Here is a 14,471-nt window from a genome sequence, read left to right as displayed (position 1 = left end):
CCGGTACCCACCAGGAACGAAGTCCCCATGAACGACACCCCCGAGCACGACCCGCCGCTGAGCCCCGCTCAGGAGGCCGCGGTCCGGCGCGCGCTGGCCGAGGCCGGTGGCCCCGCGCCGATGCCGCACGAGGTCGTCGACCGGCTCGACACGGTGATCGCCGGACTCTCCGCCGAGCGCACCGGGAGCGCGCTGCCGCCCGGGGGAGTACCCGAGAACCACCCCGAGGCGCCCGCGGTCGTCCCGCTCGACCCGGCCGCGCGCCGGCGCCGTACCCGGGCCCGGATCGTGCTCGGCGCCGCCGCGGCCGTCGCGGTCGTCGCGGTGGGTGTCGGCATCGCCAACGACGACGGCGCCGGCGGCGACTCGGCAGCGACCGCCGACCAGCTCTCCGAGCGCGACCCCGCCCGGTCCGACGACGACACTCCCCACGCCACCGGCGACGAGGCCGCGAAGGCCGCGAGCCCCACGCCCGACGCCGGCGAGCTGACCTCCCAGTACAACGAGTCCGGCGGCGGCAGCCTCGAGCGGAGCGCCACCCCGGCGCCACGCCGGGTCGCCACCGACGAGCCCCTGCGCGTGGTCCGGATCGACCGGCTCCAGGAGGACCTGATGGCCCTCCAGCGGACCACGCTGCCCCACGCCGCGACCGCCGACTACACCGGCGCCACGCTCACCGCGCCCGCGGACTTCCGCTGCGCCGAGGCGTCCTACGGGCAGGGCTACCTCGTCGGCGTCCTGTACGACGACAAGCCCGCGGTGGTCGCCTTCCGCGAGCCGATGGGCTCGACCCAGGAGGCCGACGTGCTCTCCTGCGGCACCGGCGACGTCCTGCGCTCCACGACGCTGGCCACCACGGACTGAGCCCCGCTGGAGCGCGGGAATGCCGGCGCCTACCATCGGGTTTGCTCAAGAGCCGTCTTTCCTCTGCCTGGGAGTCCCATGTCCGAGTCCGCTGTGACCACCTCCGAGACCCGCAACGTCATCGTCGTCGGGTCCGGCCCCTCCGGCTACACCGCCGCGATCTACGCCGCGCGGGCGCAGCTGAACCCCCTCGTCTTCGAGGGCTCGGTGACCGCCGGCGGTGCGCTGATGAACACCACCGAGGTCGAGAACTTCCCCGGCTTCCGCGACGGCATCCAGGGCCCGGCCCTGATGGACGAGATGCGGGCCCAGGCCGAGCGCTTCGGCGCCGAGCTGATCGCCGACGACATCGTCGAGGTCGACCTGACCGGCGACATCAAGGTGGTCAAGACCGCCACCGACACCTACACCGCCCGCGCCGTGATCCTGGCGACCGGCTCGGGCTACCGCAAGCTCGACCTGCCCAACGAGGAGCGCCTCTCGGGCCGCGGTGTCTCCTACTGCGCGACCTGCGACGGCTTCTTCTTCCGCGAGCAGCACATCGCCGTGGTCGGCGGCGGCGACTCCGCCGTCGAGGAGGCCACCTTCCTGACCCGCTTCGGCTCCAAGGTCTCGCTGATCGTGCGCCGCGACGAGCTGCGCGCCTCCAAGATCATGCAGGAGCGCGCCTTCGCCGACCCCAAGCTCGAGATCGTGTGGAACTCGGTCGTCGACACCATCAACGGCGAGGACTCCCTCGCCTCGCTGACGCTGCGCGACACCGTCACCGGCGAGAAGACCGAGCTGCCCGCCACCGGACTCTTCGTGGCCATCGGCCACATCCCGCGCTCCGAGCTGCTCGTGGGCCAGGTCGACCTCGACGACAACGGCTACGTGCTGGTCCAGCCGGGCTCGACGGCGACCAACATCCCCGGCGTCTTCGCGGCCGGCGACCTCGTCGACCACACCTACCGCCAGGCCATCACGGCCGCCGGTACCGGCTGCTCGGCCGCCCTCGACGCGGAGCGCTACCTCGCCGAGGTGGCCCACGTCGCCGCGACGGCGGGGAATGTCCCGGCCGACGCGTAGGTTCTACCACCAGACTTCACGTTCACCAGATCCGAAGGGGTGCCCCCAGTGGCCGACAACATCTCCGCCGTGACCGACGCCGAGTTCGACGCGCAGGTCCTCAAGTCCGACAAGCCCGTCCTCGTGGACTTCTGGGCCGAGTGGTGCGGCCCGTGCCGCCAGGTCGCCCCGATCCTCGACGAGATCGCCGGCGCCCACGGCGACAAGATCAGCTTCTACAAGCTCAACGTCGACGAGAACCCGGTCACCCCGGCGTCCTACCGGGTCACCGGCATCCCGACGATCAACGTCTACCGGGGCGGCGAGGTCGTCAAGACCATCGTCGGCGCCCGCCCCAAGGCCGCGATCCTCAAGGAGCTCGACGAGTTCATCAACGCCTGAGCCTCGCTCTCCTGCGCAGCCCCCGGTCCGTCAGGGCCGGGGGTTGCGTGCTTCCCGGGAGGCGGGCGTGGGCTTGCGCTGCGGCCGTCGTACGACGCCGACGAGGCGCTCCCACGCGGCCTCCACCTCGCCGCGCCAGGTGACGAGCGAGCGCAGCTCCATCCGCATCCGCGGGGTGACCGGGTGCGCGCGGTGGGTCTTGAAGCCCACGCGGGCCAGGAAGGCGGCGGGGACGACGCACTCGGTCGTCGTACCGGTGCGGGAGCGGCCGGTCCGCGCGAACGCCTCGACCGCGCGCAGGCCCTCGCGCCCGACCAGGTCGCGCGCCATGCCCTGCACCAGCAGCCGGCCCAGCCCGCCGCCGGTGTGCTCGGGGTGGATCCAGGCCGTGGTCAGCAGCACGGCGTCGCTCGACACCGGCGCGGTCGGGAACGCCGCGACCCCCGGCACGAAGGCAGCCGGGGCGTACGTCAGGTAGCCGACCGGCCGGCCCTCCACCAGCACCACGCGGCCGCACGAGCCCCACTCGCGCAGCACCTCGGAGACCCACGCCTCCTTCTCGCCGGCCCGGGCCTCGCGGTCGAGCTGGTCGCGGTGCACCGGAGCGCGCTCCCAGAACAGGCAGGTGCGGCACGGCGCGTCGAGCGCGTCGAGGAGATCGAGCGTCAGGGGGACCGTGGTCCGAGCCACACCTGATGCTACGTCCGCGAAGACGGGACAAAACAGGTGGCGCCGACCTGAGAGGATGGGCTTCGTGCGCAAGATCCGCCAGAGCAAGAAGCTCCGCAACGTCCGCTACGACGTCCGGGGACCGATCCTCGTCGAGGCCCAGCGCCTGGAGGCAGAGGGTCACAAGATCCTCAAGCTCAACATCGGCAATCCCGCACCCTTCGGCTTCGAGGCACCCGAGGCGATCGTCGCCGACATGGTGCACAACCTGCCCGACGCCCAGGGCTACTCCGACTCGCGCGGCATCTACTCCGCGCGCACCGCCGTGGCGCAGTACTACCAGTCGCGCGGGCTCAAGGACGTCGCCGTCGAGGACGTCTTCATCGGCAACGGCGTCTCCGAGATGATCTCGATGGTGCTCCAGGCCTTCCTCGACGACGGCAACGAGATCCTGGTGCCCGCGCCCGACTACCCGCTGTGGACCGGCGCCGTCTCGCTGTCCGGCGGGACGCCCGTGCACTACCGGTGCGACGAGGAGAACGGCTGGATGCCGGACCTCGAGGACATCGAGTCCAAGATCACCGAGAACACCCACGGCATCGTCATCATCAACCCCAACAACCCCACGGGTGCCGTCTACAGCAAGGAGATGGTGGCCGCGCTGGTCGACATCGCCCGGCGCCACGACCTCGTCGTCTTCTCCGACGAGATCTACGAGAAGATCCTCTTCGACGACGCGGTGCACCACCACGCGGCGGCCGCGGCCGGCAACGACGTCCTCTGCCTCACCTTCAGCGGCCTGTCCAAGGCCTACCGGGTCTGCGGCTACCGGGCCGGCTGGGTGATGGTCTCGGGGCCCCAGGAGCTCGCCGAGGACTTCCTCGAGGGCCTGACCACGCTCTCCAACATGCGCATGTGCGCCAACGTCCCCGCGCAGCACGCCATCCAGACGGCGCTCGGCGGCTACCAGTCGATCAACGAGCTCATCGTGCCCGGCGGGCGCTTCTACGAGCAGGCGATGCTCGCCGACCGGCTCCTCAACGAGATCCCCGGCGTCTCGTCGGTGCGGCCACGCGGTGCGCTCTATTGCTTCCCGCGGCTGGACCCCGAGATCTACCCCATCGACGACGACGAGAGCTTCGTCATCGAGCTGCTGCGCGCCAAGAAGATCCTGGTCACCCACGGCACAGGGTTCAACTGGTTCCACACCGATCACTTCCGTCTCGTGACGCTGCCCGACGTCGACGTCCTCGAAGAGGCCATCGGCCGGATCGCCGACTTCCTCGCTACGCGGCGCTGACACACTGGGCCCACCGACTTCCCGTCCGAGAGGCCCATCGATGCTCGACATCACCTACCCGCCCGTCATCGTCACCGCCAAGGTGCTCTTCAAGCTGATGCGCCAGCGGGTCGTGGTGACCGGCTCGGAGTCGGTGCCGCGCAAGGGCGGCGCGCTGCTCGCGATCAACCACACCGGCTACGTGGACTTCATCTACGCCGGTGCCGGCGCCGAGCCGCGCAAGCGCCTGGTCCGGTTCATGATCAAGAAGGAGATGATGGACGCGCCGGGTGTCGGCCACCTGCTGCGCTCGTTCCACCACATCCGCGTCGACCGCGGCTCCGGCGTGCAGTCGATGAAGGACGCGCTGGCCTACCTCGAGGCCGGCGAGGTCGTGGGCATCTACCCCGAGGCGACCATCTCGCGCTCCTTCGAGATCAAGGAGCTCAAGTCGGGGGCTGCGCGGATCGCGACCGACGCCGGCGTACCGCTCATCCCGGTCATCGTCTGGGGCGCGCACCGGCTGATGACCAAGGACCACCCCCGCGACTTCTCGCGCTCGCCCAAGACGATCGTGGTCAAGGTCGGCGAGCCGATCACCCCGACCGGCGACATCGCCGCCGACACCGCGACCCTGCGCACCGCGATGCAGGAGATGCTCGACCAGGTCATCGCGGAGTACCCCGAGGACGAGAAGCAGCCCGGCTCCTGGTGGACCCCCGCCCGCTTCGGCGGTGGCGCCCCCACGCCTGAGGAGGCTGACCGGCTCGACCGCGAGGAGCTGCGCGCCCGCGCCGCCAAGCGTGCCGCCAAGGCCGCCGAGAAGAAGCAGGGCTGATCCGCCCGCACGTCTCACCCGCGTTGTTTCACGGGAAACCACGCACGGTCGATCTGTCGCCCTAGCGACAAGGAGACAAGTCGCTTTGTCGACAAAAGCGGAGCGCCCCGGTACGACGTGCGTACCGGGGCGCTGCTGTCTCTCCGGAGAGGACGGGCCTCGCTCAGATCGGGCGGTCGGCCCGGTTGCGCGGGTCGATCAGGTCGACGATGCGCTGGAGGTCGCCGGTGTTGGCGAACTCGATGGAGATCCGGCCCTTGGCCTTGCCCAGGTCGATCTTGACCCGGGTCTCCAGCCGGTCGCCCAGCCGCTCGGAGAGCTCGCCCAGGCCGGGGGCCTTGGGCCGGGCCCGCTTGGTCCGCACGGGCGCCTCGCCGCCGCCCTCGCCGACCGCGACGATCTCCTCGAGGCCGCGCACCGAGATGCCCTCGGCGACGACGCGCTGCGCGAGCCGGTCCTGCTGCTCGGCGTCCCCGACCCCCAGGAGGGCCCGGGCGTGGCCCGCGGACAGGACGCCCGCGGCGACCCGGCGCTGGACCGCGGGGGAGAGCTTGAGCAGCCGCAGGGTGTTGCTGATCTGGGGCCGCGAGCGACCGATCCGCTGGGCAAGCACGTCGTGGGTGCAGGCGAAGTCCTCGAGCAGCTGCTGGTAGGCCGCGGCCTCCTCGAGCGGGTTGAGGTTGCTGCGGTGCAGGTTCTCGAGCAGCGCGTCGCGCAGCATGTCGGTGTCGTCGGTCTCGCGGACGATCGCGGGGATCGTGGCGAGGCCGGCCTCCTGGGTCGCGCGCCACCGGCGCTCACCCATCACCAGCTCGTACGACGCCGGGCCCGTCTTGCGGACCACGACCGGCTGGAGGAGCCCGATCTCCTTGATCGAGTGGACCAGCTCGGCCATCGCCTCCTCGTCGAAGACGGTCCGCGGGTTCACCGCATTGGGCCGGATCTCGTCGACAGGCAGTTCGGCGAAGTAGGCCCCGTCGACGGCCCGCAGACCCGAATCTTCGATCTGAGCGCCGTTCGCGGTGCCGGTGGGCCCCAGGTCCGCGGGAGGGCTGGGAGGCGCTCCTGCGGAGAGGTCCGCATGCTGAGCGTCGGAGTTGACACCGGCGCCGTTCGTCCCGGCCGGAGCGGGTGCCGGGGGACCGGTCGGGATCAGCGAGCCCAGACCCCGGCCGAGACCGCGGCGGGGGGCCCCGGCGTTCACGAGAGGCTCCCGCGGACGACGATCTCGCGGGCCGCTTCGAGGTAGCTGAGGGCGCCCGGGGAGCCCGGGTCGTAGGTCATCACGGTCTGACCGTACGACGGCGCCTCGGAGACCCGCACCGAGCGCGGGATGGCGGTCTTGAGCACCTGGTCGCCGAAGTGCTCGCGCACCTCGCTGGCCACGCCGGACGCGAGCCGGGTGCGGGCGTCGTACATGGTGAGCACGATGGTGGACACGGCCAGGTCGGGGTTCAGGTGAGCCCGCACCATGTCGACGGTGGAGAGCAGCTGACCGAGGCCCTCGAGCGCGTAGTACTCCGCCTGGATCGGGATGAGCATCTCCGCGCCCGCGACGAGGGCGTTGAGGGTGAGCAGGCCGAGCGAGGGCGGGCAGTCGATGAAGACGTAGTCGAAGCGCTCCTCGCCGACCGCGTCCGCCGTACCGATGCGGGGGTGGGCGTCGAGCGCCTTCTTCAGCCGCTGCTCGCGGGCGACGACGCTGACCAGCTCGATCTCGGCGCCGGCCAGGTCGATGGTCGCCGGGACCACCCAGAGGCCGGTGGCGTCGGGGCAGGGCTGGACCAGGTCGGCGATCGCGACGCCGTCGACCAGCAGCTCGTACGACGACGGCGTGCCCTGGCGGTGCTCGATGTTGAGCGCGGTGGAGGCATTGCCCTGCGGGTCCAGGTCGATGACCAGGACGCGCTGGCCGAGCTGGGTGAGCGCGGCCGCGAGGTTGACCGTCGAGGTGGTCTTGCCGACGCCACCCTTCTGGTTCGCGACGACGAACACCCGGGTCTCGCCGGGACGGCTGAGCTGCTCCTGCGGGATCCCCGCCCGGACCATCACCGTCGCCTGGGCGGCCCGCGCGAGCGGGGTCAGGTCGTTGTCTTCGTTGGCCGCGCGCTCGGCGAGCTGAGCGGCCGTCAGGGGCGCCGCCGAAGCAGCGGCCACCGGGGGAGGGGTGGCGTCCGTTTCACGTGAAACGTCGCCCTCGGACGCCGTCACCGTCGCCGACCCGACCTGTGGATAACCACCGCCGGTCTGTGGAGACTCACGCTCAACACTGCCCTCTGGACCGGTGGAAAACCCAGGACCGGGACCCAATGAGTCGCTCACGACTTCCTCCTCTTCTTCTTCGTGGAACCACGCCGCGAACCCCGAGGATCGCGCTGACCACGAAGCGGCAACGATACGCGGGCCGGATCGGCCCACGACAGACGGACGATGCGAATCGGCTCCACCGCGCCATCGGCGGCGAGCTCCGCACCCAGTTCTTCGATGACCGCCGGCGCACAGCCCAGGCGGTCCAGCACCGGCTGCGCGGCGGCCACCTCGTCCTCGGCACTCGTGCCCTTCATCGCCAGCAGCGCCCCCTCCGCGGCGACCAGCGGCAGGCACCAGGTGGCGAGCTTGTCGAGAGCGGCGACCGCGCGGGCGGTGACGACGTCGAAGGTGGCCGTGCCGTGCACGGCATCGGCGCGACCGCGGATCACGGTCACGTTGGTGAGGTCGAGGCGGTCCACGACCTCCTCCAAGAAGGTGGTCCGGCGCAGCAGGGGCTCGATCAGCGTCACGCGCACGTCGGGGCGCGCGATCGCGAGAACCAGGCCGGGCAGGCCCGCTCCGGACCCGACGTCGGCAACCGTCGCGTCGGCGGGCAGGGCGGCGGCCAGCAGGCCGCAGTTGATCAGGTGGCGCTCCCAGAGCCGGGGCGTCTCGCGGGGGCCGATCAGACCGCGCACGACCCCGTCGGTCGCGAGCAGCTCGGCGTACTCCTGCACGAGCGCGAGGCGGTCGGCGGGGAAGACCTCCGCCAGGACCGCCGGGGGAGCAGGCAGCACCCCCGGGCCCGCACGGTCCTCATCCTCAGGACCGGGGGACACCGGGGGTGCAGTGTCGTCGTGTTTCACGTGAAACGTCGACTCGTACGGACCGGGACGCTCAGGCGTCCGCGGGCAGCACGACGACATACCGACGCGGCTCGACGCCGGCGGACTCCGAGCGGAGACCGGCGGCCGCCACGGCGTCGTGCACGATCTTGCGCTCGAAGGGCGACATCGGGTCGAGCGACACCGGCTCGCCCGAGGCCGCGACGGCGGCCGCGGTCTCGCTGCCCAGCTGGGTCAGCCGCGAGCGCTTGTCCGCGCGGTAGCCGGAGATGTCGAGCATGAGCCGCGAACGCTCGCCGGTCTCGCGGTAGACCGCGAGCCGGGTGAGCTCCTGCAGCGCCTCGAGCACCTTGCCGTCCTGACCGACCAGCTGGCTCAGCTCGGCGCCGACGATGGAGACCGCCGCGCGGTCCGCCTCGACGTCGATGTCCAGGTCGCCGTCCAGGTCGGCGATGTCGAGGAGCTCCTCGAGGTAGTCGGCGGCGATATCGCCTTCCTGCTCCAGGCGGGAGACGTGGTCACCCTCGCCCGCCTCGTCGGCCTCGTCGGCCTCCACAGCGGCGTCCTCGGGGGCCTCAGGGGCCTCCAGGACCTCGGTCACGACCTCGGTCTCGGTCTCGGTCTCGGCGCTCACTTGCTGTCTCCCTGCTCGTTCGTGGTCTCGTCGGTCCCCTCGGTCGGCGAGCTGCTCGCCTGACCGTCGGGGTTGTTCGGGGTGCCGCCGGCGCCCGCACCCGACGCCGGGGTCCGCGGACCGCCCTTGCGCTGGGAGCGGCTCTGCCGCTTGGGCTGCTGGCGCGTCGAGGGACGCACCTCGACCTCGGGACGCTCCTCGACCGCGGTCTCGGTCGTCGCGTGGCCGTGCCGGGCCGCCTTGGCCTTGTCCCGGTCGACCTTGGCCTGGAAGGCCGGCGTACCGGGGGCCGGGTTGTTGCGGATGACGTAGAACTGCTGGCACATGGTCCACAGGTTCGAGGTGGTCCAGTAGAGGAGGACACCGACCGGGAACGCCACACCACCGAGACCGAAGGCCACCGGGAGGATGTAGAGCAGCATCTTCTGCTGCTGGGCGTAGGGACCGCTCATCGCCTCGGCGGGCATGTTCTTGGCCATCAGCTGACGCTGCGTGGTGAACGTGGTCGCGGTCATCGCCAGCACCAGGATCAGCGCGACGATCATGACCAGGCTGTTGGGGTCGTCGCCCCAGGTGCGCGAGCCCCAGAAGGAGTCGGCCAGCGGGATCTTGCCGAAGATGTCGGACTGGCCGAACTCACGCGCTCGCTCGGCGTCGAGGAAGCCGTGCGGCTTGCCGGTCTTGGCGGCCTGGTCGAGGAGCCGGAAGAGCGCGAAGAAGATGGGCATCTGCAGCAGGATCGGCAGACACGACGCGAACGGGTTGGTGCCCGCCTCGCGGTAGAGCTTCATCGTCTCCTCGGCCAGCTTCTGCCGGTCGTGGCCGTACTTCTTCTGCAGCTCCTTCACCTTGGGCTGCAGCAGCTGCATGTTGCGGCTGGACTTGATCTGCTTCACGAACAGCGGGATGAGCGCCGCCCGGATCACCAGCGTCAGGCCGATGATCGACAGGGCCCAGGACAGACCGCCCTTGGGGTCCAGCACCAGGCTGAGCAGCTCGTGCCAGCCGATGAGCACTGCCGAGATGATGTAGTACAGCGGCACCATGATGAAGTGGCCGATGTCGCCGATGAATCCCACGGAATCAGGCTCCTTGCTGGGAGTGGCCGCCGGCGACGGTCGCCGGGCGGAAGTCGGAGGCGCGCTCAGTGCGCGCGTCGGGCTCGGTCTCGAGCTCGGGGGAGGAGCCCGCGGAGCGGCGCGGCGGGACGTGGTCGACGCCGCCGGGTGCCCACGGGTGGCAGCGGAGCAGCCGCCGGATCGCGAGCCAGGTGCCCTTGATCGCGCCGTGCACGCGCAGCGCCTCGACGGCGTACGCCGAGCAGGAGGGGTAGTAGCGGCACGACGGTCCGAGGAACGGGCTGACCACCAGCTGGTAGCCGCGCACCAGACCGATCAAGAGCCACTTCATCGAGCCTCCCGCTGCTCCGCGCTCACGCGGTCCAGACAACGGTCGAGATCGGCCAGCAGTTCCGGGTACGACGCCTCGGCCGCCGGCGGTTGCGCCCGGACGACGAGCACCGACCGCAGCGGTAGGGCCGCGACGCGCTCGCGCATCGCGTGCCGCAGCCGGCGCTTGACCCGGTTGCGGACCACGGCACCGCCGACCGCCTTGCTGACGACGAAGCCGACCTGGACGGCCGGATCCTGCGTGCCCCCGGACATGCCGGAAGCCTGCTGCTCCTCGAGGAGCAGCAGGTGGGCGACGAGGGTGCGCGATCCCGCACGACGGCCGCGACGGCCGGCCGCCCGGAAGAGATCCGGGTCGGTCAGCCGGTGGCCTGCAGCGAGCACGTCAGCCCCACGGGAACCGCTGGGCGGACACGCTGGTCCGTCCGTCAGACGGACAGGCTCGAGCGGCCCTTCCGGCGACGGTTCGCCAGGATGGCGCGACCGGCGCGGGTGCGCATCCGCAGTCGGAAACCGTGCACCTTGTGACGGCGACGGTTGTTGGGCTGGTACGTCCGCTTGCTCACGAATCGGCCTCTCAATGCATGTACGGGAAGGGTCTTGCCGGCAGCCTCCAGCGCACTCCGGTCGGGAGTCCGCTCAGCACGTCGGCCGGCACCGCGCAGCCACGACGACCCCGCGGGGAGCGAGAAGGTCGTGGACATGCGGCACCGGTCGACACCGGCTGACCGATCAACGGTACGCGGAGGCCGGATCAGGGGTCAAACCGACGGCCCCTGAGCAGCGGGTTCTGTGATCCATCTCCACCCCGGACCACAACCTGTGGATGACAGGTTGATCCACAGGCCCCGCGGCGGTTAGGTTCGACCGATCCGGGTTTCCCCGCCGGTGCCGGCTCGCCCCCTCGGCCACCGCGGGGCAGGCTCCCACCACATCTCGGGATCCTGCCGCTGACCTGCGGAAACACTGGTTGCGGTCGGCGATCGAACGGTCTCCCGACCGCATCGAGAGCCCGATGATGCAAATGTTCACAACCTGTGGACAAACTTGTGGAGCCAGCTCGGGCCACCGCCCGCCGACGGCGCTGCAGCACCCACCACGAACGAGAGGGACAGGCGTGACCGGCAACCCGGATCAGCCCCAGGACGAGATCGACACCCCCGCCCCGGACACCCCTCCCGTCGACCCGGCCACCGCGCGCCTGGTCCACGAGTGGTCCGCGGTCGTCGGCGACCTGCAGACCCACCAGCGCGCCTGGCTCCAGGCCAGCCGACCGGTCACCCTCCACGGCACGACCGCGATCGTGGCCGTGCCCGACGACTTCACCCGCAAGCGCCTCGAGGGCCGGCTGCGCGGCGAGCTCGAGGACGCCCTCACCGAGCGCTTCGGTCACGAGGTCCAGCTCGCGGTGACCGTGGACAGCTCGCTGCGCCACGAGCTCGGCGCCGAGTCCGCGTCGTACGACGACGGGCCGGCGTACGAGAGCCCCAGCTACGACGCACCCGTCGACGCACCCAGCGTGGATCGACATGTCGATTTGTCGACAAGTCCACCTGTCGACATGTCGACCTCCGGTACGCCGGACACCCCGCTCCCGACCGGCCCCGGCCCGTCGATGCCCGACCTCGGCGCCGCCAGCGGCTCCGGTCCCTCGGCCGCGGCGACGGGCGGTGAGTCGCGGCTCAACCCCAAGTACACGTTCGAGACCTTCGTCATCGGATCGTCCAACCGCTTCCCGCACGCGGCCGCGGTCGCGGTGAGCGAGGCGCCGGGGCGCAGCTACAACCCGCTCCTGGTCTACGGCGAGTCTGGCCTCGGCAAGACCCACCTGCTCCACGCGATCGGCCACTACGTCCGGACCATCTATGCCGGCTCCAAGGTGCGCTACGTCTCCAGCGAGGAGTTCACCAACGAGTTCATCAACGCGATCCGCGACGACCGCCAGGACCGGTTCAAGCGCAAGTACCGCGACATCGACGTGCTGCTCATCGACGACATCCAGTTCCTCGAGGGCAAGACGCAGACCCAGGAAGAGTTCTTCCACACCTTCAACACGCTCCACAACGCGAACAAGCAGATCGTGCTGACCTCCGACCGCCCGCCCAAGCGGCTCGAGGCGCTCGAGGACCGGCTGCGCAACCGGTTCGAGTGGGGCCTGATCACCGACGTCCAGCCGCCCGACCTCGAGACCCGCATCGCGATCCTGCGCAAGAAGGCCGCGATGGACCGGCTCACCGCGCCCTCCGACGTCCTCGAGTTCATCGCCTCGAAGATCCAGACCAACATCCGCGAGCTCGAGGGCGCCCTGATCCGGGTCACCGCCTTCGCCAATCTCAACCGGCAGGACGTCGACATGACGCTCGCCGAGATCGTGCTCAAGGACCTGATCCCCGAGGGCGGCGAGCCCGAGATCACCGCCTCGCTCATCATCGCCCAGACCGCGGCCTACTTCGGGCTCTCGATCGACGAGCTCACCGGACCCAGCCGCGGCCGGCACCTGGTGATGGCCCGGCAGATCGCCATGTACCTGTGCCGCGAGCTCACCGGGCTCTCGCTGCCCAAGATCGGCGCCCAGTTCGGCAACCGCGACCACACGACCGTGATGTACGCCGAGCGCAAGATCAACCAGCTCCTCGGCGAGCGCCGCGCGGTCTTCAACCAGGTCAGCGAGCTCACCAACCGGGTCAAGATGCAGGCCCGCCAGAGCTGACGCACGGCCGCGGCGAACGACAAGAACCTGTGGAGAAAACCGGCGGAATTGTGAGAACTACACGGGGAGGATTCCGTGGAGCCGCCAGGCGCGCGCTCCACAGCGCCCCCGTCGTCCACACCCGGGCCTTGTCATTCGGTTTTCGTCCACAGCCGTCATCCACCGGCAAAACCGTCGCTCACCTGGGCAAACGCCGGTTCTCCACAGTTTCCACCGCCGCTATGACCACTCCCTGACGACATGCTGCCCTCGATCGCCGGAACTCCTCCGAGCCCCCTTCCTGTGGATCGATCCCTCCCGGTGCGCCCCTCACCGGCGACGTGGCAGGATGCAACTCCCACCCAACTCGTGAAGAGGTAGGACGACGTGAAGTTCCGTGTCGAACGCGATGTGCTCGCTGACGCCGTCGCCTGGGCAGCGCGCAGCCTGCCCGTCCGACCGAGCGCGCCCGTGCTCGCCGGCCTGCTCATCGAGGCCGGTCGCGACGGCCTGGTGCTCTCGACGTTCGACTACGAGACCTCCGCTCGGGCCACGCTGACCGCCGAGGTCAACGACGAGGGCAAGGCGCTGGTCAGCGGCCGGCTGCTCGCCGACATCTGCCGCAGCCTGCCCAACAAGCCCGTCGAGTTGACGCTCGACGGCGCCCGGGTCTCGCTGACCTGCGGCTCCTCGCGGTTCTCGCTGCAGACGATGCCGGTCGAGGACTACCCGACGATCCCCGAGATGCCGGCCGCCACCGGCACCGTGCCCAGCGACGCCTTCGCGCACGCCGTGGCCCAGGCGGTCACCGCCGCCGGCCGCGACGACATGCTGCCGGTGCTCACCGGTGTCCGCCTCGAGATCGAGGGCGACACGATCGCGCTGCTCGCCACCGACCGCTTCCGGCTCTCCCAGCGTGAGCTCACCTGGAACCCGGGCACTCCCGACGCCACCGTCGCCGCGCTGGTCCCGGCCAAGGTGCTCGGCGACACCGCCAAGTCGCTCACCGCCGGCCCCGAGGTGACCATCGCGCTGTCGGCCTCCGGTGCCGGTGATGGCATCATCGGCTTCGAGGGCACCGGCCCCGGCGGCGTACGCCGGACCACGACCCGGCTCCTCGACGGCGAGTTCCCCAAGGTCCGCAGCCTGTTCCCGTCCGAGAAGCTCACGATCGCCAAGATCGACCGCCAGGAGCTCATCGAGTCGGTCAAGCGCGTCTCGCTCGTCGCCGACCGCAACACCGCGGTCCAGCTGAGCTTCCGCGACGGTGCGCTCATCCTCGACGCGGGCTCGGGCGACGACGCCCAGGCCTCGGAGTCGGTGGCCGCCGAGATCGAGGGCGACGACCTGGTCACCGGCTTCAACCCGAACTTCCTGCTCGACGGGCTCGGCGCGATCGACGAAGCCGTCGTCGAGCTGGCCTTCACCCAGGCCTCCAAGCCGGTCGTCATCAGCGGCACCGGCGACGAGGCCGCCGACCAGGGCGGGAGCTTCCGCTACCTGCTCATGCCGCGGCGCCTGCTGAGCTGACCCGGGCCGCGCACC

16 protein-coding genes are annotated in these 14,471 nt (G+C 70.8%); 7 read left to right on the top strand and 9 right to left on the bottom strand.

The annotated features are described in order from the left end of the window. The first annotated feature begins 27 nt into the window (after nucleotides 1–27). From M0M48_RS24090 to trxA, 3 genes are all read left to right on the top strand, one after another. The gene (locus M0M48_RS24090) at nucleotides 28–864 is read left to right on the top strand and encodes a hypothetical protein (protein WP_257753061.1); all 837 of its coding nucleotides are present in this window, start codon (nucleotides 28–30) and stop codon (nucleotides 862–864) included. A gap of 78 nt (nucleotides 865–942) precedes the next feature. Further along, nucleotides 943–1,932 (top strand): thioredoxin-disulfide reductase, encoded by a 990-nt coding sequence (trxB, locus tag M0M48_RS24085; RefSeq protein WP_257753060.1) that lies wholly within the window; start codon nucleotides 943–945, stop codon nucleotides 1,930–1,932. 48 nt (nucleotides 1,933–1,980) lie between these two features. After that, entirely contained in the window at nucleotides 1,981–2,313 is a 333-nt protein-coding gene (gene trxA, locus M0M48_RS24080; RefSeq protein WP_308220343.1) for a thioredoxin, read from the top strand. A 30-nt stretch (nucleotides 2,314–2,343) separates the two neighbouring features. Here trxA and M0M48_RS24075 read toward each other — a convergent pair whose 3' ends face one another. Continuing rightward, nucleotides 2,344–3,003: a GNAT family N-acetyltransferase gene (locus M0M48_RS24075; protein ID WP_257753059.1), complete on the bottom strand. Its 660-nt coding sequence runs from the start codon at nucleotides 3,001–3,003 to the stop codon at nucleotides 2,344–2,346. Between the two features lie 55 nt (nucleotides 3,004–3,058). Here M0M48_RS24075 and M0M48_RS24070 point away from each other — a divergent pair, with 55 nt between their 5' ends. Next, the gene (locus M0M48_RS24070; RefSeq protein ID WP_374586496.1) at nucleotides 3,059–4,282 is read left to right on the top strand and encodes a pyridoxal phosphate-dependent aminotransferase; all 1,224 of its coding nucleotides are present in this window, start codon (nucleotides 3,059–3,061) and stop codon (nucleotides 4,280–4,282) included. A gap of 40 nt (nucleotides 4,283–4,322) precedes the next feature. Then, nucleotides 4,323–5,099 (top strand): lysophospholipid acyltransferase family protein, encoded by a 777-nt coding sequence (locus M0M48_RS24065; RefSeq protein WP_257753057.1) that lies wholly within the window; start codon nucleotides 4,323–4,325, stop codon nucleotides 5,097–5,099. 163 nt (nucleotides 5,100–5,262) lie between these two features. Here the strand turns inward: M0M48_RS24065 and M0M48_RS24060 are convergent, their stop codons facing one another. The 8 genes from M0M48_RS24060 to rpmH all read right to left on the bottom strand — a co-directional run bounded on the left by M0M48_RS24060 (nucleotide 5,263) and on the right by rpmH (nucleotide 10,803). Then, on the bottom strand, nucleotides 5,263–6,303 hold the full coding sequence (locus tag M0M48_RS24060; protein ID WP_257753056.1) for a ParB/RepB/Spo0J family partition protein: 1,041 nt from the start codon (nucleotides 6,301–6,303) through the stop codon (nucleotides 5,263–5,265). Then, a complete protein-coding gene (locus M0M48_RS24055; protein WP_308220342.1) occupies nucleotides 6,300–7,256 on the bottom strand; it encodes a ParA family protein in 957 nt (318 codons plus the stop codon). Before M0M48_RS24055 ends, M0M48_RS24060 begins: the two co-directional genes overlap by 4 nt. 161 nt (nucleotides 7,257–7,417) lie before the next feature. Next, nucleotides 7,418–8,086: a 16S rRNA (guanine(527)-N(7))-methyltransferase RsmG gene (gene rsmG, locus M0M48_RS24050; RefSeq protein ID WP_257753055.1), complete on the bottom strand. Its 669-nt coding sequence runs from the start codon at nucleotides 8,084–8,086 to the stop codon at nucleotides 7,418–7,420. Nucleotides 8,087–8,246: 160 nt separating this feature from the next. Beyond that, entirely contained in the window at nucleotides 8,247–8,828 is a 582-nt protein-coding gene (locus M0M48_RS24045) for a Jag family protein (protein WP_445323389.1), read from the bottom strand. Then, entirely contained in the window at nucleotides 8,825–9,907 is a 1,083-nt protein-coding gene (gene yidC / locus M0M48_RS24040) for a membrane protein insertase YidC (protein WP_215814224.1), read from the bottom strand. The genes M0M48_RS24045 and yidC overlap by 4 nt, the downstream gene beginning before the upstream one ends. 4 nt (nucleotides 9,908–9,911) lie before the next feature. Next, nucleotides 9,912–10,238 carry a membrane protein insertion efficiency factor YidD gene (gene yidD, locus M0M48_RS24035; protein ID WP_257753054.1) on the bottom strand — a complete coding sequence of 109 codons (327 nt, stop codon included), beginning with the start codon at nucleotides 10,236–10,238 and terminating at the stop codon, nucleotides 9,912–9,914. Then, complete coding sequence (gene rnpA / locus M0M48_RS24030) at nucleotides 10,235–10,621, bottom strand: ribonuclease P protein component (RefSeq protein WP_257753053.1); 387 nt, start codon at nucleotides 10,619–10,621, stop codon at nucleotides 10,235–10,237. Before rnpA ends, yidD begins: the two co-directional genes overlap by 4 nt. Before the next feature lie 44 nt (nucleotides 10,622–10,665). Continuing rightward, the gene (gene rpmH / locus M0M48_RS24025) at nucleotides 10,666–10,803 is read right to left on the bottom strand and encodes a 50S ribosomal protein L34 (RefSeq protein ID WP_075018668.1); all 138 of its coding nucleotides are present in this window, start codon (nucleotides 10,801–10,803) and stop codon (nucleotides 10,666–10,668) included. A gap of 584 nt (nucleotides 10,804–11,387) precedes the next feature. On the opposite strand from rpmH, the gene dnaA reads away from it, so the two are divergent. Further along, complete coding sequence (gene dnaA, locus M0M48_RS24020; RefSeq protein ID WP_374587300.1) at nucleotides 11,388–12,947, top strand: chromosomal replication initiator protein DnaA; 1,560 nt, start codon at nucleotides 11,388–11,390, stop codon at nucleotides 12,945–12,947. Between the two features lie 366 nt (nucleotides 12,948–13,313). Continuing rightward, nucleotides 13,314–14,456, top strand: coding sequence for a DNA polymerase III subunit beta (gene dnaN / locus M0M48_RS24015; protein WP_215814227.1), 1,143 nt, complete (start codon nucleotides 13,314–13,316; stop codon nucleotides 14,454–14,456). Nucleotides 14,457–14,471 lie beyond the last annotated feature (15 nt).

It is taken from the genome of Pimelobacter simplex (genome assembly GCF_024662235.1).
Lineage (GTDB): Bacteria > Actinomycetota > Actinomycetes > Propionibacteriales > Nocardioidaceae > Nocardioides.
Note: the sequence above shows the minus strand (reverse complement) of the source record. Positions and strands in the feature narration are given on the sequence as shown.

Coding starts and splice junctions, on each gene's coding strand:
- M0M48_RS24070 (WP_374586496.1), top strand. CDS start 3,059: ATGGGCTTCGTGCGCAAGATCCGCCAGAGCAAGAAGCTCCGCAACGTC.
- M0M48_RS24090 (WP_257753061.1), top strand. CDS start 28: ATGAACGACACCCCCGAGCACGACCCGCCGCTGAGCCCCGCTCAGGAG.
- yidD (WP_257753054.1), bottom strand. CDS start 10,238: ATGAAGTGGCTCTTGATCGGTCTGGTGCGCGGCTACCAGCTGGTGGTC.
- trxB (WP_257753060.1), top strand. CDS start 943: ATGTCCGAGTCCGCTGTGACCACCTCCGAGACCCGCAACGTCATCGTC.
- M0M48_RS24065 (WP_257753057.1), top strand. CDS start 4,323: ATGCTCGACATCACCTACCCGCCCGTCATCGTCACCGCCAAGGTGCTC.